The 20,150-nt window shown below is 71.3% G+C and carries 27 protein-coding genes and 1 pseudogene; 6 read left to right on the top strand and 22 right to left on the bottom strand.

The genetic code is table 11. The features are described from left to right. The first annotated feature begins 342 nt into the window (after positions 1–342). The 4 genes and pseudogenes from ssd to ACZ56V_RS13210 all read left to right on the top strand — a co-directional run bounded on the left by ssd (position 343) and on the right by ACZ56V_RS13210 (position 3,513). Positions 343–1,527, top strand: coding sequence for a septum site-determining protein Ssd (gene ssd / locus ACZ56V_RS13225; protein WP_468941973.1), 1,185 nt, complete (start codon positions 343–345; stop codon positions 1,525–1,527). Positions 1,528–1,751: 224 nt separating this feature from the next. Further along, positions 1,752–2,506, top strand: a pseudogene (locus ACZ56V_RS13220) (ATPase, T2SS/T4P/T4SS family); the annotation flags it as partial. Positions 2,507–2,714: 208 nt separating this feature from the next. Then, positions 2,715–2,945, top strand: a complete 231-nt coding sequence (locus ACZ56V_RS13215) for a hypothetical protein (RefSeq protein WP_468941970.1) — start codon at positions 2,715–2,717, stop codon at positions 2,943–2,945. Positions 2,946–3,309: 364 nt separating this feature from the next. Next, positions 3,310–3,513 carry a hypothetical protein gene (locus tag ACZ56V_RS13210; protein WP_468941967.1) on the top strand — a complete coding sequence of 68 codons (204 nt, stop codon included), beginning with the start codon at positions 3,310–3,312 and terminating at the stop codon, positions 3,511–3,513. Positions 3,514–3,586: 73 nt separating this feature from the next. Here ACZ56V_RS13210 and ACZ56V_RS13205 read toward each other — a convergent pair whose 3' ends face one another. The 4 genes from ACZ56V_RS13205 to ACZ56V_RS13190 form a co-directional block, all read right to left on the bottom strand. Beyond that, positions 3,587–4,255: a class I SAM-dependent methyltransferase gene (locus ACZ56V_RS13205; RefSeq protein WP_468941965.1), complete on the bottom strand. Its 669-nt coding sequence runs from the start codon at positions 4,253–4,255 to the stop codon at positions 3,587–3,589. 82 nt (positions 4,256–4,337) lie between these two features. Continuing rightward, a complete protein-coding gene (locus ACZ56V_RS13200; RefSeq protein WP_468941963.1) occupies positions 4,338–4,811 on the bottom strand; it encodes a glycine-rich domain-containing protein in 474 nt (157 codons plus the stop codon). After that, positions 4,808–5,083, bottom strand: a complete 276-nt coding sequence (locus tag ACZ56V_RS13195) for a hypothetical protein (protein WP_468941960.1) — start codon at positions 5,081–5,083, stop codon at positions 4,808–4,810. The genes ACZ56V_RS13200 and ACZ56V_RS13195 overlap by 4 nt, the downstream gene beginning before the upstream one ends. Further along, complete coding sequence (locus ACZ56V_RS13190) at positions 5,080–5,421, bottom strand: hypothetical protein (RefSeq protein WP_468941957.1); 342 nt, start codon at positions 5,419–5,421, stop codon at positions 5,080–5,082. The genes ACZ56V_RS13195 and ACZ56V_RS13190 overlap by 4 nt, the downstream gene beginning before the upstream one ends. A gap of 144 nt (positions 5,422–5,565) precedes the next feature. On the opposite strand from ACZ56V_RS13190, the gene ACZ56V_RS13185 reads away from it, so the two are divergent. Together ACZ56V_RS13185 and ACZ56V_RS13180 are read left to right on the top strand one after the other, a co-directional pair. After that, on the top strand, positions 5,566–6,321 hold the full coding sequence (locus tag ACZ56V_RS13185) for a GntR family transcriptional regulator (RefSeq protein WP_468941954.1): 756 nt from the start codon (positions 5,566–5,568) through the stop codon (positions 6,319–6,321). A 67-nt stretch (positions 6,322–6,388) separates the two neighbouring features. Continuing rightward, positions 6,389–6,538, top strand: a complete 150-nt coding sequence (locus ACZ56V_RS13180) for a hypothetical protein (RefSeq protein WP_468941951.1) — start codon at positions 6,389–6,391, stop codon at positions 6,536–6,538. 47 nt (positions 6,539–6,585) lie between these two features. Here ACZ56V_RS13180 and ACZ56V_RS13175 read toward each other — a convergent pair whose 3' ends face one another. The 18 genes from ACZ56V_RS13175 to ACZ56V_RS13090 all read right to left on the bottom strand — a co-directional run bounded on the left by ACZ56V_RS13175 (position 6,586) and on the right by ACZ56V_RS13090 (position 20,119). Beyond that, complete coding sequence (locus ACZ56V_RS13175; RefSeq protein WP_393638035.1) at positions 6,586–6,858, bottom strand: phage holin family protein; 273 nt, start codon at positions 6,856–6,858, stop codon at positions 6,586–6,588. Then, the gene (locus ACZ56V_RS13170) at positions 6,858–7,286 is read right to left on the bottom strand and encodes a hypothetical protein (protein ID WP_468941949.1); all 429 of its coding nucleotides are present in this window, start codon (positions 7,284–7,286) and stop codon (positions 6,858–6,860) included. The genes ACZ56V_RS13175 and ACZ56V_RS13170 overlap by 1 nt, the downstream gene beginning before the upstream one ends. Then, positions 7,286–7,552 (bottom strand): hypothetical protein, encoded by a 267-nt coding sequence (locus ACZ56V_RS13165; RefSeq protein ID WP_468941947.1) that lies wholly within the window; start codon positions 7,550–7,552, stop codon positions 7,286–7,288. The genes ACZ56V_RS13170 and ACZ56V_RS13165 overlap by 1 nt, the downstream gene beginning before the upstream one ends. A 3-nt stretch (positions 7,553–7,555) precedes the next feature. Next, on the bottom strand, positions 7,556–8,440 hold the full coding sequence (locus ACZ56V_RS13160) for an N-acetylmuramoyl-L-alanine amidase (RefSeq protein ID WP_468941944.1): 885 nt from the start codon (positions 8,438–8,440) through the stop codon (positions 7,556–7,558). Positions 8,441–8,504: 64 nt separating this feature from the next. Then, positions 8,505–8,756, bottom strand: a complete 252-nt coding sequence (locus ACZ56V_RS13155) for a hypothetical protein (protein ID WP_468941942.1) — start codon at positions 8,754–8,756, stop codon at positions 8,505–8,507. An 11-nt stretch (positions 8,757–8,767) separates the two neighbouring features. After that, positions 8,768–9,280: a hypothetical protein gene (locus tag ACZ56V_RS13150; protein ID WP_468941940.1), complete on the bottom strand. Its 513-nt coding sequence runs from the start codon at positions 9,278–9,280 to the stop codon at positions 8,768–8,770. A gap of 7 nt (positions 9,281–9,287) precedes the next feature. Beyond that, positions 9,288–12,530, bottom strand: coding sequence for a carbohydrate binding domain-containing protein (locus ACZ56V_RS13145; protein ID WP_468941937.1), 3,243 nt, complete (start codon positions 12,528–12,530; stop codon positions 9,288–9,290). A 2-nt stretch (positions 12,531–12,532) separates the two neighbouring features. Then, complete coding sequence (locus tag ACZ56V_RS13140; protein ID WP_468941935.1) at positions 12,533–14,809, bottom strand: phage tail tape measure protein; 2,277 nt, start codon at positions 14,807–14,809, stop codon at positions 12,533–12,535. 24 nt (positions 14,810–14,833) lie between these two features. Continuing rightward, complete coding sequence (locus ACZ56V_RS13135) at positions 14,834–14,980, bottom strand: hypothetical protein (RefSeq protein ID WP_468941932.1); 147 nt, start codon at positions 14,978–14,980, stop codon at positions 14,834–14,836. Further along, complete coding sequence (locus ACZ56V_RS13130) at positions 14,977–15,366, bottom strand: hypothetical protein (RefSeq protein WP_468941929.1); 390 nt, start codon at positions 15,364–15,366, stop codon at positions 14,977–14,979. Before ACZ56V_RS13130 ends, ACZ56V_RS13135 begins: the two co-directional genes overlap by 4 nt. A 20-nt stretch (positions 15,367–15,386) precedes the next feature. Continuing rightward, positions 15,387–15,893 carry a hypothetical protein gene (locus ACZ56V_RS13125; protein ID WP_468941926.1) on the bottom strand — a complete coding sequence of 169 codons (507 nt, stop codon included), beginning with the start codon at positions 15,891–15,893 and terminating at the stop codon, positions 15,387–15,389. A 10-nt stretch (positions 15,894–15,903) separates the two neighbouring features. Then, positions 15,904–16,314 (bottom strand): phage tail protein, encoded by a 411-nt coding sequence (locus ACZ56V_RS13120; RefSeq protein ID WP_468941924.1) that lies wholly within the window; start codon positions 16,312–16,314, stop codon positions 15,904–15,906. Positions 16,315–16,385: 71 nt separating this feature from the next. Next, complete coding sequence (locus ACZ56V_RS13115; RefSeq protein ID WP_468941921.1) at positions 16,386–17,123, bottom strand: hypothetical protein; 738 nt, start codon at positions 17,121–17,123, stop codon at positions 16,386–16,388. Then, positions 17,116–17,313: a hypothetical protein gene (locus ACZ56V_RS13110; RefSeq protein ID WP_468941918.1), complete on the bottom strand. Its 198-nt coding sequence runs from the start codon at positions 17,311–17,313 to the stop codon at positions 17,116–17,118. The genes ACZ56V_RS13115 and ACZ56V_RS13110 overlap by 8 nt, the downstream gene beginning before the upstream one ends. Then, positions 17,313–17,762 (bottom strand): hypothetical protein, encoded by a 450-nt coding sequence (locus tag ACZ56V_RS13105; RefSeq protein WP_468941915.1) that lies wholly within the window; start codon positions 17,760–17,762, stop codon positions 17,313–17,315. Before ACZ56V_RS13105 ends, ACZ56V_RS13110 begins: the two co-directional genes overlap by 1 nt. Before the next feature lie 11 nt (positions 17,763–17,773). Next, the gene (locus ACZ56V_RS13100) at positions 17,774–18,370 is read right to left on the bottom strand and encodes a phage gp6-like head-tail connector protein (RefSeq protein ID WP_468941912.1); all 597 of its coding nucleotides are present in this window, start codon (positions 18,368–18,370) and stop codon (positions 17,774–17,776) included. A 1-nt stretch (position 18,371) separates the two neighbouring features. Further along, positions 18,372–18,668, bottom strand: a complete 297-nt coding sequence (locus ACZ56V_RS13095) for a hypothetical protein (RefSeq protein WP_468941910.1) — start codon at positions 18,666–18,668, stop codon at positions 18,372–18,374. 62 nt (positions 18,669–18,730) lie between these two features. Further along, on the bottom strand, positions 18,731–20,119 hold the full coding sequence (locus ACZ56V_RS13090) for a phage major capsid protein (RefSeq protein WP_468941907.1): 1,389 nt from the start codon (positions 20,117–20,119) through the stop codon (positions 18,731–18,733). Between the last annotated feature and the right edge of the window lie 31 nt (positions 20,120–20,150).

Genomic DNA, 20,150 nt, shown 5'->3' with positions numbered 1-20,150 from the left:
TGTAGTTGTCGGACTGCCCTGCGGAAGTCGCACGCGGGGTGGAACGGGGTCGGGGGAGGCTCACCGGTTCGAGTGAGTCGATATTCACAATCGTCGAGTTGTCCACAGTTTTTGACCAAGATCCACACGATTTCCCGGATCGCTGCACCGTGATTCCCACGCGTCCGGGCCGCGCCGAGTTCCACGGCCGGATCTGTTTGCCGGCCGCGTGATGCGAGCCGCTCGTGCGGAGACCGGTTTCCGGTTCTTCGGCGGCCGCGAATCGCGGGGCCGCGGCGGCTGCGCGAGAGACCACGAGACACCGGGCGCGACCGCGGGAGCCGCGCCGAAGGGGGAAAGGCCATGACCGGAACCATCACGCACGACCCGCCGCCCACCGCCGGAGGACGGCAGGGCGCACCCCTCATCGTCACCGAGGACACGGAGCTCCTGGACGACCTGCTGCGCCTGTGCGCGGCCGCGGGCGCCACACCGGAGGTGCACCACTCGGTGCCCGTGACGCCTCGTGCGACGCCTTCGGCACTGACCGGGACGGCGACGTCCTCGGCATCCCCGGCGTCCGGGCGGCGGACGGGATGGGAGACCGCGCCACTGGTCCTCGTCGGGGACGACGTGGCCCGGCGCGTGCGCGGAGCGGTGCGGCGGAGGGGAGTGGTCCTCGTGGGCCGCGATCAGGACGACTCGGGAATCTGGCAGCGGGCCGTCGAGATCGGCGCCGATCACGTCCTGATGCTGCCCGACGGTGAGCAGTGGCTGGTCGACCGCATCGCCGACGTCGCCGAGGGCGTCGGCCGCCCGGCCCTGACCGTCGGCGTCATCGGCGGCCGGGGCGGTGCCGGAGCGTCCACGCTGGCCTGCGCGCTCGCCGTCACCTCGGCGCGGGAGGGACTGCGCAGTCTGCTGGTGGACGCCGATCCGATGGGCGGTGGCCTCGACGTCCTCCTCGGCGGCGAGACCGCCGACGGGCTGAGGTGGCCGGCGTTCGCGGCCTCGCGCGGGCGGGTCGGCGGCGGCGCCCTGGAGGAGTCGCTGCCCGAGCTGCATTCACTGCGGGTGCTCAGCTGGGACCGGGGCGACTGTGTCGCGGTACCGGCTCAGGCCGTGCGCGCGGTGCTCGCGGCGGCCCGGCGGAGGGGCGGCACGGTCGTCGTGGACCTGCCGCGCCGCATCGACGACGGCGTCGCCGAGGTCCTCGCGCAGCTCGACATCGGGATCGTCGTGGTCCCCGCCGAGCTGCGGGCCGTCGCGGCGGCGGGCCGGGTGGCGGCCGCGGTCGGCATGGTCCTGCGCGACCTCCGGGTCGCGGTGCGCGGACCCTACGCCTCCGGTCTCGACGACCGTGAGGTGGCCCGGTTGCTCGGCCTGCCGTTGGTCGGTGAGGTGCCGGTCGAGTCCGGGCTCCTGCGTGCCACGGAGAGCAGGCGCCCCCCGGGCACACCTTCCCGAGGCCCCCTGGCGCGCTTCTGCCGGGACTTCTGGGAACGGGCGCTGGCGGAGACGGACGGACGGGGCGGGGGCGGCTCATGAGGTGCGTGACGGGATCGGTCGTGAGCGGTGGAAGGCGGGGCGGGATGGACGCGGTGGTCGTGGGGGAGCGGGGCGGGGCGTCGGGGGCGCCCACCGGGCCGGCTACGGGGAGGGGGGCGGGGTGGCCGACCCCAGGGGCGTCCGACGGGCCGACCGCGCGGGCGGTTCCGGGCTGGGCGGTCCGACAGTCCGCCGGATCGCCTGGGGACTCGACTGCCGGAGGGATGCCGGGCCGGACCTCCGGGGCATCGCTGGGACCGGCTCCCGGCGGATCGTCGGGCTCGGCCCCACAGGATCGCCCGGCTCGGCCTCCGGACGGACTCGGACGAGGGCAGCGCGGGACTCCGTGCGGTCTCCGGCGGCGGTCGCGCAGAGGGGCCCGGGAGCCGCGCCCGGGATGCTCGACGGCGTGCGGCGGTGGCTCGCCGAGAGCGGGGCGGAGCCGACGCCCGCGCGGGTGGCGCAGGCACTGCGGGAGCAGGGCCGGGTGCTGGGGGACGCCGAGGTGCTCGGTGCCGCCGAGCAGCTCAGGTCGGAGCTGGTCGGCAGCGGGCCGCTCGAGCCGCTGCTCGCCGACCCCTCGGTGACCGACGTACTGGTGTCCGCCCCGGACCGGGTCTGGGTGGACCGGGGCGGCGGCCTGGAATTGACGCCGGTCTCCTTCTCCGACGCGGGGGCGGTGCGGCGGCTCGCGCAGCGCCTCGCCACCGTCGCCGGGCGCAGGCTCGACGACGCCAGGCCCTGGGTGGACGCCAGGCTGCCGGACGGCACCCGGCTGCACGCGGTGCTGCCACCGGTCGCCGTCGACTGCACCTGCCTGTCGCTGCGGGTGGTACGGCCGCGCGCCTTCACCCTCGACGAGTTGACGGCGGCGGGCACCGTGCCGCCCGGCGGAGACCGCGTGCTGCGCGCTCTTCTGCGGGCCCGGCTGTCCTTCCTCGTCAGCGGCGGTACCGGCAGCGGCAACCCCAATATGCTGCTATGACGCCTCTAGCGAGTGATCACTCTATGGGCGCACGTAAAGCGATCCATTGGGGCCGTGACCTGCGGTTTTGTAGACCGAATCGGCGCCTCATGTGATCACCTTCGAATCCAAGGTGAAGTGTCTGAGCGCCCCGTTCCGGGCCCTCGTGAATCCAGATCGGCGTTTCCTGGACCTGCCTGATCGGCAGCCGGATACTCGGCGCATGACCACACTGAAGATCGCCAAGGAGACGAGTGACCACCACGGCCGCCCCCGCAGCGACGACCCCCACACCCTCGTCCACGCCTACGACGAGGAGCGCGGCGCCTTCCCGTTCCACGACCACGGCACGATCGGCAATGAGACCAAGTACGACGTGCTGCCCGACGTCGACTGGAAGGACCCCGTGCCCGGGCCGCGGTGCGCGACCTGCCTGGAGGGCTCCGGCGCCTGAACGTGAAGCGGCCCCGGCTGACGACTGTCCGCGACCCTCGCATCCGGGCGTGCGCCTCCTCTCCGTCCCGGTGCCGACCGACGCCGCTCGGCATCCTGGAGGCGGCATTGCACTCGTGACCTGCGGCGACGAGCAACTGGCGCACGCCTGACGTCACACGTGCGGCACGCCTCACGCTCACGGGTGGCACGCCTGACGCTCACGGGTGGCACCCGCGCCGAATCCGTGACACAGCGAGGCGTCTTTCAGGTGCGATCCTCATGCACCCCAGAATTTGGGGTTAGCGTGCGGGTGGCCGCCGCGGGGCTTCTCAGGGCATCCCGCGACGGCCCTCTTTCACCAGCACCCATCGACTGGAGAACCGATGACACTCCACGATCCCACGCCCACCCCGGCAGACGGCAACAACGGCCTGCTACCGGCGCTGCGCAGGCTCACCCCGCACCACGCCATCGCCGCGTCCGCCCTCACCGCGATCGGTACCGGCAGCGTGCCGGACACCGCCAGCGTCTGGGCGCTTACGGCGATCGCGGTCACCGCGCTGGTGAGCGACCGGCGCGAGCAGTGAACCGGTAGAGAGCAACAAGCGGCCCCGGAGGGCGACGGGGTACGCCATCCGGGGCCGCGGTCTGGAGTTCGTCTCAGGCGCGTGCCCGGACGATGAGGGTGCCGATCTTCCGGGTGCCGGGGGGCGCGGCGAGCACGTCGGCGGTCACGTCGGTGAAGCCGTGCTCCTTCAGCATGCGCTCCCAGCCGTCCGGCTCGTAGTCCCAGCGCTTCACGACGAGCGGGTCCTCGTCGGCGCCGCGCGGAATGTACGAGGCCTGGCAGCCGTAGCAGCCTTCCACCGGCGGGCGCTGCGAGAACACCAGCCGGCCGCCCGGGTGCAGACGCTTCCGGATCGCGGGCAGCAGCCGCGCCGGGTCGGTGAACCAGACGGCGCCGTACACCGAGTACACGGCGTCGAACCCCTCCCGGTCCTCGCGCAGGAAGTCGACGGCGTCCGCCTGGTGCAGCTCCAGCCTGGCCGTCTGCCCCCAGCGTTCGCGGGCCGCCGCCAGCTGCTTCGGGGAGACGTCGACGCCGACCGCGCGGTGGCCGAGCGCCGCCAGGTGCGCGGCGTTGCCGCCCTTCCCGCAGCCGAGGTCCAGGACCCGGGCGCCGGCCGGGACCTCGAGGAGTTCCGCGCCTGGTCCGTGGTCGGGGTACTGGGTCCAGTTGCACCAGGTCGTCTCGCCGCGGGCGTTCGTCGGCCGGCGCTCGGGGCGCTGCCGCGAGTAGGTGTCCCAGGCGATCGCCGTGTCTGTCACGTGGTGCTCCGCTCATAGGGCCAGCCGCCCGGCTGTGCCGCCGGACGGCTGGAGTCTTGCACGGTGGGCGTGGTGCGGTGTGCTACTTCCCCTTGCCGCTGTTGGGGCTGTCGGTGCACCCGGCGTGGCATTGGGTGCAGTCGGCCATGTCCGGCCACAGCTCCGGGTCGACCGCGTATCCGGCGGCCGTGATGGCGGCGAGGGTCCGCTCGCGGGTGGCCTGCGCCCCGCCCGGCATCTCGTCGCCCTCGTCCGTAGGGACGTGGTGGACGAAGCCACCGGCGACGCGCTCGCAGAACTCGGCGTAGTCGACGGTGTGCAGGATGAACGCGTGCCAGCCGTAGTCGACCAGCTCGCTGGGCGCGAGGGACTGGCCGGGCAGTCGGCCGGAGGCGGCGATGAACGCGGCGGCCTGGCCGACGATGCGCCGCGCGGTCGGCTCGCTGATCTCCGGGTGGTCGGTGGTGATCCGGCGGGCGAGCCGCTCGGTCACCTCAGGGCCGACGAGGGCGGCCGGGTCGGTGGTGCCCACGGGGTGCTCTAACGCGATGGTCACGTCTTCCTCCTGTTGTGGACGTCGCCTCCGGTCGGAGGCGTCTGGCCCGCCCGCTGGTAGAGGGCGGGAGTCTGGGTGAGGCGCGAGGGCCCGCAGCCCGACAGGGGCGGGCAGGCGAACACCTCGGCGCTGAGGTCGTGGACGCCGGAGCGGCCCTCGGCGCGGCCGACGGACACCCCGCCCGTCGTGGCGAGGGAGGCGCCACACAGGACGCAGGCCCAACCGGCGTACTGCGCCCACGACAAGGCGGTGGCGGCGGGCAGGCTGGTCATCTCGACTGGCCTTCCAGGAGCCCCCACAGACCGCGCTCGTCGGTGGTGAGTCCGGCCCTGCCGCACAGGCCGGTCAGGATCGACCAGCCGGGCCCGTGGCTGTTGACGAGGGGCAGCGGGTCGGGCCCTTCCGCGGTGATGCGGATGCGGGCGCCCGCGGTGGAGAGCGTCATCTCGACGACGGGGGCGCCGGAGCCGAGGACGGCGACGAACAGTTCGTCGGCGATGAGCGGGGCGTCGGGGTGCTCGACGCGGCCACGGGTCCAGAGGCGGACGTGAGGCGCCTCGATCGGCTCCCCTTTGAATGCCTTCTGCCACGTGTGACCCGATTCGGGCATGGCTGTACCCCGCAGACGGTGGCTATCTGTGTACGGATAGTGGTTATCTGTACTCAGATTGTCGCCGGAGTTGGCGCTGGTCAAGAGGGAGGGGAGAGTATGTGTACTCAGATTGACGCGATCACTTGGAACGGTGGTACGGCAGTGGCACAGCCCGAGTACCTGCGCATCGCCGCTGAGCTGCGGCAGCGCATCGCCTCCGGCCAGCTCGCACCCGGCGACCAGCTGCCGACCCTGCCTGCCCTCTGTGCGTCATATGGCGTATCCGAGACCACCATCCGCAACGCGCTCCGGCTCCTCGCCACCGAGGGTCTGATCGAGACCCGGGCCCGCGCTGGCACCCGTGTCCGGCCGCGGCCGCCGATTCACCGCATGGCTGCCGACCGCTACCGGTCCACGCCCGGCGCGAAGTCGACGCCGTACACCCGCGATCAGGGCATCGGCTGGTCCGAGTACCGGCTCGACAAGCGGTTCGAGCGGGTGAAGGCGGACGCCGAACTGGCGGGCCTGTTCGAGTGCGAGGTGGGCGAGCGGCTCCTCGCCCGGCACTTCGTCTTCCACGACAACGACCAGGCCACCCAGATGAGTACCTCCTACGTGCGATGGTCCGACGTCGCGGGCACCCCGGTCGCCGACCCGATCAACGAACCGTGGCCGGGCGGCACTCGCGCGCAGCTGGGAAGTCTCGGTATCCGGGTCACGGCGATCACGGAGTCGTTCACGGTGGGCATGCCGACTGAGCTGGAGGCGGCGACGCTCCGGATCGGAGGCGGCGTTCCCGTGCTGCGGTACACGCGGCGGCACATCTCCGACACCGGACGGATCGTCGAGGTAGCCCACCCGATCGTGCGCCGCGGCGACACCACCATCGTCGACTTCCGCATCGAGCTGGACGACTGACCCGTACAACCCTTGTCCGTTCTTGCGGGTCTCCTCTTACTCAGTTGCGAAGGAGGCGCCCGTGGACATGGAAGAGACGACGCGGTTGCAGAAGGCGTGGGAAGCGAAGGGGTCGCCGCCGTGCGACCACCCGCAGAAGGTGAAGGAGCACGTCAAAGGGATGAAGACCGGGGACGTGGTTTGCACCACCTGCGGTGAGGAGTTCCGGCGCTCCTAGGAACGACGAAAGCGGCCCCGCCCTCCCGAAGGAGAGCGGGGCCGCAGTCAGTGGCGCCAGGGTGTGAGGTCGAGTTCCTGAGGGGGCTCCGGTGCGGGCCCGGCCGGCGTGTCCGGGCCGACGCGCTTCGCCCAGCGCCACAGGTCGACGACGTAGGAGGTGAGCAGCTTCCGCTGCGCGCGCTCCGCGTCGAGATCCTGCCTTAGCTGGTCGGTGATCTCCTTGAAGTCCGAGCGCCGGTTCGTCGCCCGGCTCTGGGTCCACGACAGCAGCCCCACGACCAGGGCGACGGCGCCGCCGACCAGTGCCCCCACGTCCATCAGCGAACCTTCTTTCTCAGGTGCGGCGGGGGCGGGTCGTCCATGCCGGACACCAGCACCACACCGATCGTGAATGCCCCCCATCCGCACGCCGAGCCGATCGCCTCGCTGTACGGTCCGGCCGCCGCCGCCGAGAACGCCCCCGCCCACAGGCCCGCGGGCGCGGCGAGCGCCACGTACCCGAGGGCCTGGACGCGCGGGCAGTTGACGACGAGACCGGCGAGCGCGGCGATGGCCCCGCAGGTCACCCACATCCAGCCGAGGGCGTCCATGGGGATGTAGCGGGTGACGTCGGCCAGGCCGCGACTGGTGCCGTAGCGGGGCCGGTTGATGATGCCCAGCCCGCCGTACAGGGCCCAGCCCGCGCCGACGGTGACGAGGAAGGCGCGACGGCGGGAGAACGCCGTCTGCGCCGCCGCGCCCCGCATCAGACGCCCTTGGCGAGGCTCGCCGAGTTCTTGGTGCCGAACGCTCTGGCCAGCATGCCCTTCAGCAGGGACCCGGCCGCCGCGATCCCCGCGGCCGCCATGGTCTGCCAGAACGTCGCGTGAAACATGTCGGCCGGGCCCGCGGCGACGGCGACGCCGCCGGCCGCGACGACTGCGGTGGACAGGGTTCGCTCGGCGAGGTCGCGGCCGTAGGAGGTGGCGGTCTTCACGACGGTCTCGGCGTCGGGCAGGTTGATCTCAGCCATGGGTCAGGACTCCTTCTTGAGGGCGGCGACGTCGGCGCGGAGTGCGTCGACGCTCTTCTTGAGGGCGGCGACGGCGCCGGGCAGACCGACCACCGCGTTGTAGATCGACTGGACGTAGCTGGACAGCGTCCACTTCTTGTTCTTCGCCTTGTCAGGCGCGCTCTTGGGCGCCGGGATGTTGTCCCGGTGGATCACCGCATCACCGATCTGCGCCTCGCTGTAGCCCGCCATGAGGTCCTCCTTGGGGGTGCTCGGGTTGCTGGGTTTCCAGTCGTCGCTGGGGGTGCCGTCGAGGCGATCGGCCACCCGGGCGCGCATCGACGCCATCGTGAAGCCGCGCGGGTCGACCTTTCCGGGCTGCCACTCCAGGTGGCCGATGACGGACCGCTCGTTCCAGCGGTGGTGGCGGCACACGGCCGCGGCCGCGCGCTCGATCGCGTCCAGCTGGACGGCGGGCCAGGGGTCCTTGCCGTCGCCGAGGTTCTCGCACTCGAAGCCGTAGAAGTGCCGGTTGCCGTCGGTGTTCGCCTCGTTGTCTGCGGGCAGTGACTTCTCGTCGATGACGGCCTGGAGCACGTCGTCGTCGCCGAGCCCTGCATGGTTCGTGCGGCCGTAGCCGACGACGTGGACGTGCCCGGCCTTGCAGATCACGCCGTGGCACAGCGGCCCGGGCAGGCTGGCGTGGCCCTTGCGGCAGATCTCCACGGTGGTGTCGTGGCCGCGGGACACGGTGTGGTGGATCATCACCCCGTTGACCGGGCCCCACGCGCCCTTGTGGTTGCGGTTGTGGGAGGCCGGGGACTTGCCGCCGGTCTTCTCCTCGATGACGGTCAGGCCCTCGGCCCGCAGGGCACCGAGGAACTCGCCGTAGGTCATGGGGTCGGCCATGAGGCCTCCAGAGATGAGGAAAGCCCCGGGCCAGGACGGCGCGGGGCGGACGGTGGGGAACGGGCTACTGCATCTCCCGGGCCCCGACGAGGACCGTGGGGGTGATCTGGGCGTCGACGGTGGGGAACGACGTCCTCAGCGACTCCTGGACGGCGGCCACGCCCGCGAGGACGGCGGCCGCGGCCTCGGCCGGGTACTCGCCCGCATCGGCCTTGATGGCCACGTTGATCTGGAGGCGCGGTGAGAGGGACTCGTCGAAGACGTAGACACCGCCGGAGGCCTCCAGCGGCCGGTAGCCATCGGTGATCTCGGACATGCGTATCTCCCTTACGGAGGACCGGAGTAGGTGATCGAGATGTACGGCCGGTAGGAGCCGGTGGCCGTGTCCAGTGCTGAGCCGCTGTTCTGGGCCGCGACCAGCTCCACGTAGTCACCGACGGCCATCAGACGCGGGATGGAGCGGGCGTCCACGGTCAGCGCGCCGGACGCGATGCCGGACATGTTGATCGGGTGCGAGCGGCCCATGGAGATGAGGCCGCCGTTGACGTACCAGCAGCACTCCCGGACGGTGCCGGCGGTTGAGCTGTTGAAGCCGACGGCGCCCTGGAACGTCCACCAGCCCGCGCGGGGGCACGTCCAGCGGGTGGGCTGGCCCACCTTCCAGCCGCCGAGGACGTCCAGGTCCACCGCGTCCCACTGCATGGCGTTGGACCCGGTGTCGCCGCCGTTGCTGATGGTCTGGTTGGCGTTGCGGTTGGCGAGGAAGACGAGGCGGCCGATCAGGTCGGTCTCGTACAGGCGGGCCGCGGTCGTGCGCATGCCGCCGAGCCAGTTGGTCATGATCCTCCTACAGGGCCGCGTAGTTCGGGGTGGCCAGGCGGACGTCCGCGCCCGCGGCGTGGCCCTTGGTGACGCCGTTGACGGACCGCACGACGGTGAACTTCTGCGGGCTGGTGGCGCCGGCGGTCGTCGGGGTGATCCGGACCGCCCACGCGTACAGCACGTTTGTGGTGCTGGGGGTGTTGCCGTGCCGGATCCGGGCCCGGGCCTGCGAGGCGGACGCGGGGGCGGTCAGCGTCTCCTCCATGTACGTCCACACGCCTGCCGGGACTGCGGGATGCGCTGATCCGGCGGCCGACAGGAACGTCCCTGTGGAGCTGTACCAGTAGACGGCCGGGCGGACGTCCGAGGCGCCGCTCGGCGAGTACACCCACGCGGACACCTTGTAGGCCGTGCCCGCGGTGACGCTGCCTGCGCCGGACAGGGCGCCGACCGCGCCCGCGAACACGTCCGTCCCGGTCGGGGTGATGAGGAGCGAGCCGCGGGCGTGCGGATCCGGGTGCACCACCGCGTCCGACCAGGACAGGCCGGCGCTCTCGGCACTCCACCCGGCGATGTCCGTGTCGAAGAACGGATTCTGACCCGCGTTGACCAGCACGCCGGGGCTGGTCACGGTCATGACCTCGCCGCCCACCCGCAGATCGAACGGCATGTCGGCCGGGTCGCTGGTCCACAGCCGTTCGCCGGTGACGGCGAGGGACACGGTGGTGTCGTCGGCGTCGATGGCGGCCGCCAGCTGCGAGCCGTCGATGTCCGCGCGGCTGTCGGCGCCGTCCGCGATCCCTGTGGTCCACGGTTCGGCCGGGCGGCAGTTGAAGGTGATCAGCCAGGCGTCCGGCCCGGCTTCCTCCTCGTAGCCGTGCACGAGGACGTCCACGGCGTCCGGCCCGTGATCGGCCGGAAGGTTCGTCAACCGGATCTTGTCGCCGACGTCGATGCGCAGGATCTCGTCGATCATCGCGTGCACGCGCTCGTTGGCGAGGTTGAGGGTCAGCCGCGTGTAGCGGACGCCGTTGTAGGTGCCCAGGTGCAGCCGCATGGACGCGACGTGATCGGCCTGCGGGTCCGTCGCCAGGCTGTACGTGTAGGCGTTGTCGTAGCGGCCCACCCCGGCCGGCGGGTCCTGGACCGACAGCTCTCCCTCATCGAGGACGCGCTGTGCCGCGACGCTGCCGTAGGCCCGCCGCACGCTGACGTCGTTCTCGGTGAGCTTGTCGTCGTCGACCGGCTTGAAGGGCGCGCCGATCACGCCGGCCGAGTAGTCCAGGACCAGCGCGGGCGGCTGGTTCCACAGGGTGGAGCCGCCGCGGTGGATCACCTCAATCCGGTCCCGGGCGTCCAGCAGGTACCCGAAGTCCGTCGCCGACGCCTCGTTGAGCAGGGCCAGCAGCTTTGCCCGCTCCTGGATGCCCATCGGCTGCTCGAAGGCGGCTTGCCCGGACACCGACGCCGGGTATCCGGCCTCACTCGTCAGCCGCAGGATGCGGGCGCCGGCCCGCTCGCCCTGGAACCCCATGTAGGCGGTCCACATCTCGGCCGGTGTCGGTGCGGAGTCGTTCCAGTAGGTGAGGTAGCCGACCGACTGTTCGGTGAGGGCGGGGTTCGGGCCGCCCCAGCCGAGCCGGACCCGGCTGACGGGTTTCATGGGGACGTCCAGAGGCCCAGACGCCATGTACACGCCGTCCGCGTACAGGGTCCAGGTGGGGGTCTTGTTCACGGTCAGCCGCAGGTAGTGCGGCTGGTCGTCGAAGATGTCGACGTCGAAGAAGTAGTTGCCGAGGTGGGACTCGGAGCTGCTGTCCGAGCCCTCCGAGTGGCGGATCATGGTGGCCTGCTGGAGGCTGCCGTTGAGGAGCATGATGATGCTGACCTCGTTGTTGGCGTTCGTCCCGGCGCCCGTGTCGAACACGGTCCATGACCAGATGCCGGCGCTGCCGCCTCCGGTCAGGAACAGGTCCACGCTCCAGCTGTTGCCCGTGTTCGCCACGCGGGGCGTATAACCGAGCACGCTGGTGGCTTGTCCGGCCCTGCTCGCCGCAACGGGCTCGATCCAGTCGGCCAGCGTCCCAGCTGCCCACGAGGGCGCGACGTCCCCTTCCCGCAGCGAGAGCACCATGTCCCGGCCGCCCAGCAGGCTCTTGGCGGTCCTGGAGTCGACGCCGTCCGTGAGTGGCCAGCACTCCAGCGGGCCGCGCCCCAGGATGAACCTGCGCAGCGCGGAGTCCTGCGGCTTGTTTCCGGCGTCCATCCGCCGCGTGATCCCTGTCGGCGCGATGGAGACGATGTTGTCCTGGCCGGACAGGTCCCGGGTGGGCGGCCAGGCCGGGATCTCCCCGGCCATCCGCACGTGCCGGTTCGACAGCGAGGCGCCGGTGACGGCCGTCCAGACCAGACCGCCGGACGTGAAAACGGTGTCGCCGGGGGTGGCGTCGGCCGCGTCCATGGACGCCACCACCGTGCCGCCGATGCCGTTCAGCAGCCGGAAGGCGTACAGGCGTCCGCCCATGGGGGCGCCGCTGAGGGAGATGACCCTGCCCAGCTCGATATCGGCGATCCCGTCGAACACGGACGTGGCCGCGGGGCCTACGACCGGGTCTCCCAGCGGTTCCCAGTCGGTGTCGTCCACGGTCCGGCCCGTGTAGAAGCGGGCCTCGTAGCGGCCCGCGCCGTTGTCCACGTCGAGCGTCACCCGGATCGCGAGCCGCTGCCCGTGGTACGCCGGGACCGGGATGGTGGAGAACACGGTGATCCGGCTCTCCAGGATGCCGATCGGGGTCCAGTAGAGGGCCACCTGCCCGGTCTCCGCCACGGTCACGGCCCATGCCCGGTTGTCGCCGGTGGGCAGGTAGCGGCCGGCCAGGTCGCGGCTCGCCCAGACGTCCAGAGCGACGTCCAGGCGCAGGTCCAGGTCGCCCACCGCAAAGCTGGTGCTGCCCGGGGTGATGAGCCCGTTCTCGGCCGTGCCCGGCAGCTCCACCCACGGCGAGCCCGTGTTGTACCCCCAGCGGAAGGGGGTGTTGCGGCCGATCTTCCCCCACAACGGGCTCATCGGGTTGCGGGGCGCGTACCGGTCGTCCCGGGAGTCCAGGTCGCACGTGCACGACGTCGGGTCGGCGTCGGAGGACGACTCCGAGGACAGGCCCCGGGCCACGGTCACCGGAGCCGTCCTCACCCGCACGTCCTCGGTGATGTCGTTCCAGGCCCCGTCGTAGTACAGGTCGGCCCATACGGGCGGGGGCAGGTTCGGCATGATCATCCCTTCGCGTACTTGACGACATCCCCGCCCGCGACGACGCGGACGTCCTCCTGGAACCACTCGCGGAATCCTCGGTGGCCACCCACGAACTCGAACAGCACGTGCAGCTGCGCCTGGTTGGCGCCGAGCGTGGCCGCGGACGACGGGCCCGGCATGGAGCCGGGAGCGGGCCGGTAGGAGGCCGGGTCGACCACATCCCGCATCGCCTGGTCGACCACACCCGCGTTGTCCTCCACACCCATGGCGATACCGGCGGGAATCCAATGACCGATCTCGTCGGCGGCCAACCTGGAGGGCGAGCCGATGTGCAGGAAGTCCTTCACCGGGTCGACGATGTAGTCCGAGGCGAAGTTGCTGACCATCGACCACAGCCAGCCGCCGGCCGCGCTGATGCCGTTCCAGATGCCGTAGACGAAGTCCAAACCGGCGTTGTACATCCGGTAGCCCTGGCTGGACAGGGCGCCCGCCAGGTCCTCCGGCACCCCGCGCACCCACGAGATCAGGGACAGCGTCCGCTCCACGGCGGCGTTCTTCATGGACTGGAAGGCGTTCCAGGCACTCGTGGTGATCGTGACGCCCAGACCGGACAGGGCGTCACCTGCCTGGCCGGGGAGCGCCTTCACCGTGCCGACGAAGGCGGACCACTGGCGGCTGACCGGGTCGGCGATGTAGTCGGACCACAGGCCGGAGAACCACAGGCCGATGGCGAAGCCCACCAGGCTGAAGACGTCGCCGATCTGCCCTGGCAGGCCCCCCACCCAGCCCGTGAAGCTGGACCACCACTCGGGGAGCTTCTCCTGCGTCTTGTTGATCAGCTCGCCGACGAAGCCGCCGATGATGAGACCGGCCGTCAGGGCGAGCCCCACGGCCAGGAGGAGCGGCAGCTGCGTCAGGGCCAGCAGCAGCGCGCCCGCGATGAGCACGACTTTGAACAGCGCAGCCGGGTCCTGCATCGCGTACTCGGCGAGCCGCTGCCCGAAGTGCGCCAGGCCCTCGGCCGCCTTCGGCACCAGATCGGTGACGATCTTCTCGGCGATGCGCTGTCCGAGGAGGCCCACGAAGTTGAGGACGCGGTCGACGCCCTCGGCGCCGCCGTCCCCGGCCGCCGCCCAGGCCTCCCGGGCGGCCGCGGCGAACCGGTCCTTGAAGTCGACGACCGCGGGGAGGACCTGGCCGCCGAGGAAGTCGATGACGTTCTGCTGCACCGTGCGCTGGAATGCCTTCAGCTGTTGTGCTGGGGACTTCTCCATCGCCCTCACGACCTTGTCGTAAGAGCCGGCGACGTCGTCGAAGCCGCCCGCGGCCGCCGCGCTCGCCGGGTCCAGGGCGTACAGGGCGTCCGCCTGCGTGTTGGCGAGGTCCCCGAACAGGACCTGGGCGGCGGTCAGGCGGGTGGTGGCGTCGTCGGTGCCGCGCAGGGCGTCCATCGTGTCCTGAAGCGCTGAGGTGGCCTCGTCGCCGCCCGCCCGCATCCGCCGGCCAATGTCCTCGCCGGACAGACCGATCGACCCGAACGCGTCGTTGACCTGCTTACCCCCGGCCAGGGCCATCTCGCTGAAGATGCCGATCGCATCGGCGATGGCGTCGGAGTCCCGGGCGCCCGCCTGGAGACCCTGGCTGAGCAGACCCATGGCCGTCGCGCCGTCCAGGCCTACCCGACGGAACAGTGTCGAGTACTCGTTGAAGGTGTCGAGCAGGTCGTCGCTCTTGTTCGCAACGCTGCTCAGACCGGCGGCGATGAGGTCCATCGCCTCCTCGAAGGTGTCGGCCAGGCCGGTCTTCACCAGCTGTCCGGCGGCCGCCGTGGTCTTGTTGACCTCCTGGTCGAAGGCCTGGGACAGGGCCAGCGCGGCCTTGGTCATGTCCTCCAGGCGGCCCTGCTGCCCGGTGAACTCGTCCATGTTCAGCGTCACGGACTTGATCGCGTCGCCGACCTCGGTGGCGGACTCCCCCCACCCGTCCGTGAACACGGACGTCATAGCGTCCGTAGCCGCCGACACGTCCGCGGTGGTGTTCGCCAGCTGCGCCTCAAGTCGGGTGGTCGCCTGCGAGACGTCCATCGCCTGCCCCAGCGTCGACATGATCGCCGCCCCGGCCAGGGCCCCGGCCGCGGCGCCGGCCGCAGCCAGGGCGGGCCCCATCCGGGACCCGTTGGCGGCGACGTCGTCGGCCATCCCCTCCGTCTCGGAGTCGATCGACTCCCGAGCAGAGCGCAGGCCCTGGCCGGTGTCGTCCCGGGTGGACAGGGCGAAGACCAGACTGGTGTCCGACACGGCGAACCCCCTTCAGTACGGGTGTCATCGCCGCTTCTTGGCGGCCTTCTCCATCTGCGCGAGGTACTCGTCCAGCCAGGCCAGGAGGTGATCGGCCTCTTCGACCGTGAGCAGGTCCCAGTCGCGGGGAGTGAGGTGCAGCAGGTGGGCGGCGTTGCCCAGGTGCTTCACACGGCGATCGGCAGCCGGGCTTTTCCCTCGTCCTCCGGCGCGTCGTCGTACTGGCCGAGGAGGGCCTCGATCATGTCGTCGTTGCCCTTCTTCTCCCGCAGGCGCTCCACCATGAGCGTGGTCTCGCCCTTGGTCATCTCGACCTTGAGTTCGTCCCAGCAGAAATCGACGTCGTCGAACGCGATCGTGGGGTGCTGCCGCTTCAGCAGGACGTGCAGCAGCGCCCGGCGGCACAGCGCGTTGCCCCTGACGACGCCCAGGGAGAACTCCTGGAAGGACTTGCCCGTGCGCTTCTCCAGAGCCTCCCGCTCGGCGGACATGAGCTTGTTCGGGTTGTAGTCGAAGACCTGCTCGTCGCCGTCTTCAGGGCTGTACGTGACCTTCACGAGGCTCGCCTTTCGGGTGTTCAGTCGGATCGGGATGCGATGCGGTTGACCATGGCCGCCAGGGCGAACTGGACCTGTCGGCGGTAGTGGGCGTCCTGGCCCTCGAAGGCCCGGTCGAACCACTCGATCTTTCCGGTCTGCTGGACCCACACCTCGCGGTTGCCGTAGACCGGGTGCCGCCAGCCGGACGCACGGTTGGTGCGCTTCGGGGCGTTGGGGAAGTTCCGCAGGTTCTTCGTCTTGAAGGCCTTGATCTTCGCGCCGGGGAACTTGCCGGTGATGCGGACCTCGGGCCGGATCTTGCGGGCGATCGACGTCTTCAGTGCCGGGCCCGCGTGCGGTGTCGTGGACGCCATCGACATGATCGACGACTTGGCGCGTGCGGCCCCCGGCTTGAGGGCCTCACGCATGCCCTTCGTGAGTTCCTTCCGCAGCTCCTTGCCGTCCTCCTCGGCCCGCAGCGCCCGGCCGACCGCGCGCAGGTTCGAGGAGGTCAGCTCCAGCCCCAGGCCCGACGTGTCCGCCACGACGGCCGCCCTACGCGGTGGCCCGGGTCACGGCCCCGGAGGTGGTGAAGTCCTGGCCCACGGTGGCCTCGTCGCCGACGGAGCCGGTGACCGGGGACCAGCCGCTGATCAGGACGTTGCCCTTGTAGGCCGGATTGCTGGGGCCGACCGCGGCCTGGTCTGCGCGCACTTCGAAGGGCACGACCGTGCCCAGCAGGGGCCACATGATCGCGTCGAGCTTGGTGGCGGCGAAGTCCTGGAGGAACTCGCAGGCCAGCGTGCCGGACTTGAGGCCGCCGATGACTTCCTTCCAGCCCAGCGACTTGTAGTTCGTGACGTCCTTCTCCTCGACCTCCACGGTGACCTCGGCCTTGCGCGTGTACTCGCTGAGATCGTTGGAGTTGATGGACAGGTACTCGGCGGTCAGCACCATCTTCGGCATGGCCGGCCTCCCTTTCTGGCATGACGAGATGCCCGGGCCCGTGGGCGGGGACCGGGCTGGGGGTTGGGTGGTCAGCCGATGCCGAGGGCAGCGGCGAACAGGAACGACGGCGTGGTGCCGGTGATGGTCCAGGCGAGGCGCCACCAGGTGTCCGTGATGGCGGTGCCGTCGGTACGCACGGCCTGGCCGCCGGCCTCGGTGGCCGCGGCGAAGGTGGCGCGGGTGGTCGGAGCGGTGAACGCGCTGTCGGCGGCCGACTCCACGCGGGCGGTCAGGGACGGCGTGGTGCCCGCCACGGACAGCACATGCAGCGAGGCGTACACGCGCTTGCGAGCCGGGACGGCGCCGAGCTGAAGGGCGGTGCCGGTGCCGTTGGCGGTGCGGGCCGTGCCGGGCGGGTGGGCGAACTGGCCGCGCACCAGCGGCCAGCTGCTCTTCGCGGTAGACGTCCACGGGGCGACCTCGCCGACCTCACCCAGCAGCGTGTAGTCCGCCCGCATCGCCCGGGTGAGGTACGCCAGCGCGCCGACGGCGGCGCTGTTGTTGGCGCTGATCGACCAGGGGCCGACGCCGCCGAGCTGGGCCCAGGTGGCGTCGTCCACCAGGGTCTCGTCGCCCGCCTCCCACTGGCCCTCGCCCGCGATCTCCGTCGAGGCCAGGCCGCCGACGACCTCGGTGTATCCGTCGGAACCGTAGTTCGTGGTGGGCTTCTCCTCCACCTCGGTCGTCAGCTCGATCTTGTTGGAGACGCTGGTCAGGTCAAGACCGACCGCGAAGGCCCGCACGTTGAGCAGGACGGACTTACCCATCGTCGCCCTCCTTCCTGCTCTTGCGCCGCCGCGCGGGCGGGGCGTCGGTGACTTCCTCGGCCACCTCGGAGGCGACCAGGTGCGTGGCCACCGTGGTCGGCAGGTCCTCGACGACGTCGCCCACGGCAGGCCAGGGCCGGTCATACAGGACGGCCCCGGGCTGGCCGGCGGTCAGGATCCGGATCTTCATCACGTGCTCCCGTCTCCGATGACCTTGATCACCAGCTCGGCGCCGATGTACGTCGACCCCGCGTGCTCGAACCACCTGTAGCCCTGGACGCGCTGGAGGTGGAGGTCGTCGGCCAGGCCCCCGAGGGCCATCTCACCCGGGGCGCCGCGGGCCTTCTCGATCGCCTGCTTCAGCGAGGCCGGGCCGGACCCGGACAGCAGCGCGTCGACGATGCGCTGCGACGCGCGGTCGTCTTGGCGGCCGGCCAGCACGCGGCAGGTGAACAGCAGCTCGTCCAGGCGGCGGGCCATCGCCTTGTCGAAGGTGACCTCGACCTCGCCGACGAAGAAGCACGGTGCGATGATCGCGTCCGGGACGTAGCCGGTGCACTTCAGCTTCCCGACGCCGGTGGGCAGGATGACGACGGCGGCCGCGGCCGCGATCGCGTCACGGACGGCAGAGATCTGCACGACGGTTCCTCCTATCCGAAGCCGGGCGATACGAAGGGCTCGATCAGGTTCCACACGTCCGGGTCTCGGCGGGACAGGCGGACGACGCCCCACTCCGCTGAGCCCATGACGCCTTCCGGGGAGTCCTTCCGCTTGACCAGGCGGGAGGCTTGGATCAGGCAGGCTTCGGCAATGTCGTCGGGGACGGCCGGCCAGCCGAAGCGGGCGGTGACACGGACGCGGGTGGCGGACGTCCCCCAGGAACCGTTCACGCGTAGCAGCCCGGTGATCGGGGTGCCGTCCGCGAGGGCGTTGTCGGGGGTCGTCTCGTAGCCGGTGTAGGCCGTGAACGAGGAGCCCGATCCGGTCTCCACGACCAGGCCGTCATCGGTGCCGATGTCGTCGACCAGGAGCACGTCTCCGTCCGCCTCGCACGCGATGCGGCCGGGCAGCCGGTAGGTGCGGGTGGTGGCCGCCTCGTCCAGCCAGAAGCGGCGGCCGGTGGCCCGGTCGATGCCACGGGACGCGGCCTTGATGGCCCGGTCCAGCAGCGCGTCCCGGCTGGTGTCGTCCTCCGGGATATCGAACTGGGCCTTCAGCTCGTCGCGGGTGACGTACTCCGTGGCCACGTCAGGTCTCGCTCTTGGCCTGCTGCTGGCGGCCCTTGGGCTGCTCCGCCCGCTGCTCGGCCGAGGCCTTCTCGGCGGCTTCCTTCTCGGTGGCCGCCTTCTCCGCCGCTTCCTTCTCGGCGTCGCTCTTGCCTGCCGGCGGCTTCTGCGTGCCACGGCGCGGGGCCTTGTAGCCGCGCAGGCGCAGTTGCTCGTCGACCGCGGCCACACGCTGGTCCATTCCGCGTCGGCTGTATCCCTCGCGCTCGCGCAGCAGCGCGGCGATCATCGGGTCGTCGGTCTGCGGGGTGTCGCTCATTGCCTCACTCCTGGGTGGTGAAGAGGGCGCGGGGCCCGCGCCGGCGGGCCCCGCGGAGGGGATCAGGCGCCGGTGAAGGTCGGCGCGACCAGGCCGGTGCCGCTGATCTTCCGGGCCTGCGGGTAGCGGGCGTGCGTGTAGGCGAAGTAGCCGTACACGACCAGCAGCACGCCGAGGCTGGACGCCTTGGCCTGCTCCGCCCGGATGTACATCGGAGCGTCCGGGTCCTCCCACACGTGGCACTCCTGGCGGTCCACGAGGTAGATCTCGTCCTCGTTCGTGCCCGCGCCGAGGTTCGTCGCGATGTTGTTGTCCACCACGACCGGGGTCCCGTTGGGCAGGATGCCGCGGATGCCGCGCCCGTAGGCCGTGGCGTAGTTCGCGCCGAGCGTCTGCGCGATCACGCCGGGCTGGGTGATGAGCGGCCAGGTGGAGCCCATGGCGTTCTGCATCCAGTACCAGCGCCGCGAGTGCATCACCGCGAGGTTGTCGCCGGAGGCCATGTCGAGCATGGCGGCCTCCACGCCGGCCAGACCCTCGACGACCCGCGGGTACAGCTCGGCGGCGGTCGGATCGGTGTCCGTGTAGGTGATGGCGGTGGCCACGGCGGACAGGCCGGTGGTCGCCTGGTTCAGCAGCTTGTTGTCGAGGTTCGTGTTGTACCGGCGGAAGAGGTCGTCCAGGACGACGGCCTCCACGCCGGCGCCGCGCTCCACGGACTGGCGGGAGATGGTCTGCTGTCCAGCCGCGGTCTGCACGGGGATGGGCAGGTTGGTGTCGTCCATGTCCTGCTCGGCGACCTCGGTGTTCTCCGACGTCTGGTTGTCCACCTCGGAGCCGGTGGTGACGCGGGAGATGTTGACCTGCATGCCCTGCGCCGGGAGGTCGTGCCGGCGGATGGCGTCGGCGAACGGCCGGTTGGCCTGCGCCGCCGGGGCGTACATGTCGGTCAGGTACTGCGGCACGACCAGGCCGGCGAACGCGCCGGTGCCCGCCGCACGCAGCTGGTCGCCGCGCTCGACCCGCTCCTCCTGCATGTGCCGGGCGAGCCGGTCACGGGCCTCGTAGTCGCCGAGGAACGCGGCGGCCACGTCGCCCTCGAAGCGGGCGCCGCGCCGGTCCTCGTCGGGCCGGTAGGTGCGCTCCTCGGCGCCGACGCGGGCCACCTGGTCGTAGGCCGGGGCGCGGTTCGCTGCCGGGGTGGTGCGGGTCTGGAGCTGCGCCAGTTCGTCCTCGCGGGCCTGCTCCGCCTCCAGTTCGGCGAGCGCCTCCTGGCGGCGCGTGACCTCGGCGTCGGCCGCGTCGCGGGTGGCAACCCGGGCGGCGACGGCCTCTTCGGTCAGGTTCTCGTCGGAGCGCAGCGCCATAAGCGCGTCCTGCTCCTGCTGTCGTGCGGTGATCGCCGTGTCCAGCGCGGTGCGCGCCTGGGCGATCAGTTCGGCGAGCGTCATGGCTCGTCCCTTCTGGTCGTTGGTGACAGGC

Source organism: Streptomyces sp. NPDC034099 (assembly GCF_055575415.1).
Note: the sequence above shows the minus strand (reverse complement) of the source record. Positions and strands in the feature narration are given on the sequence as shown.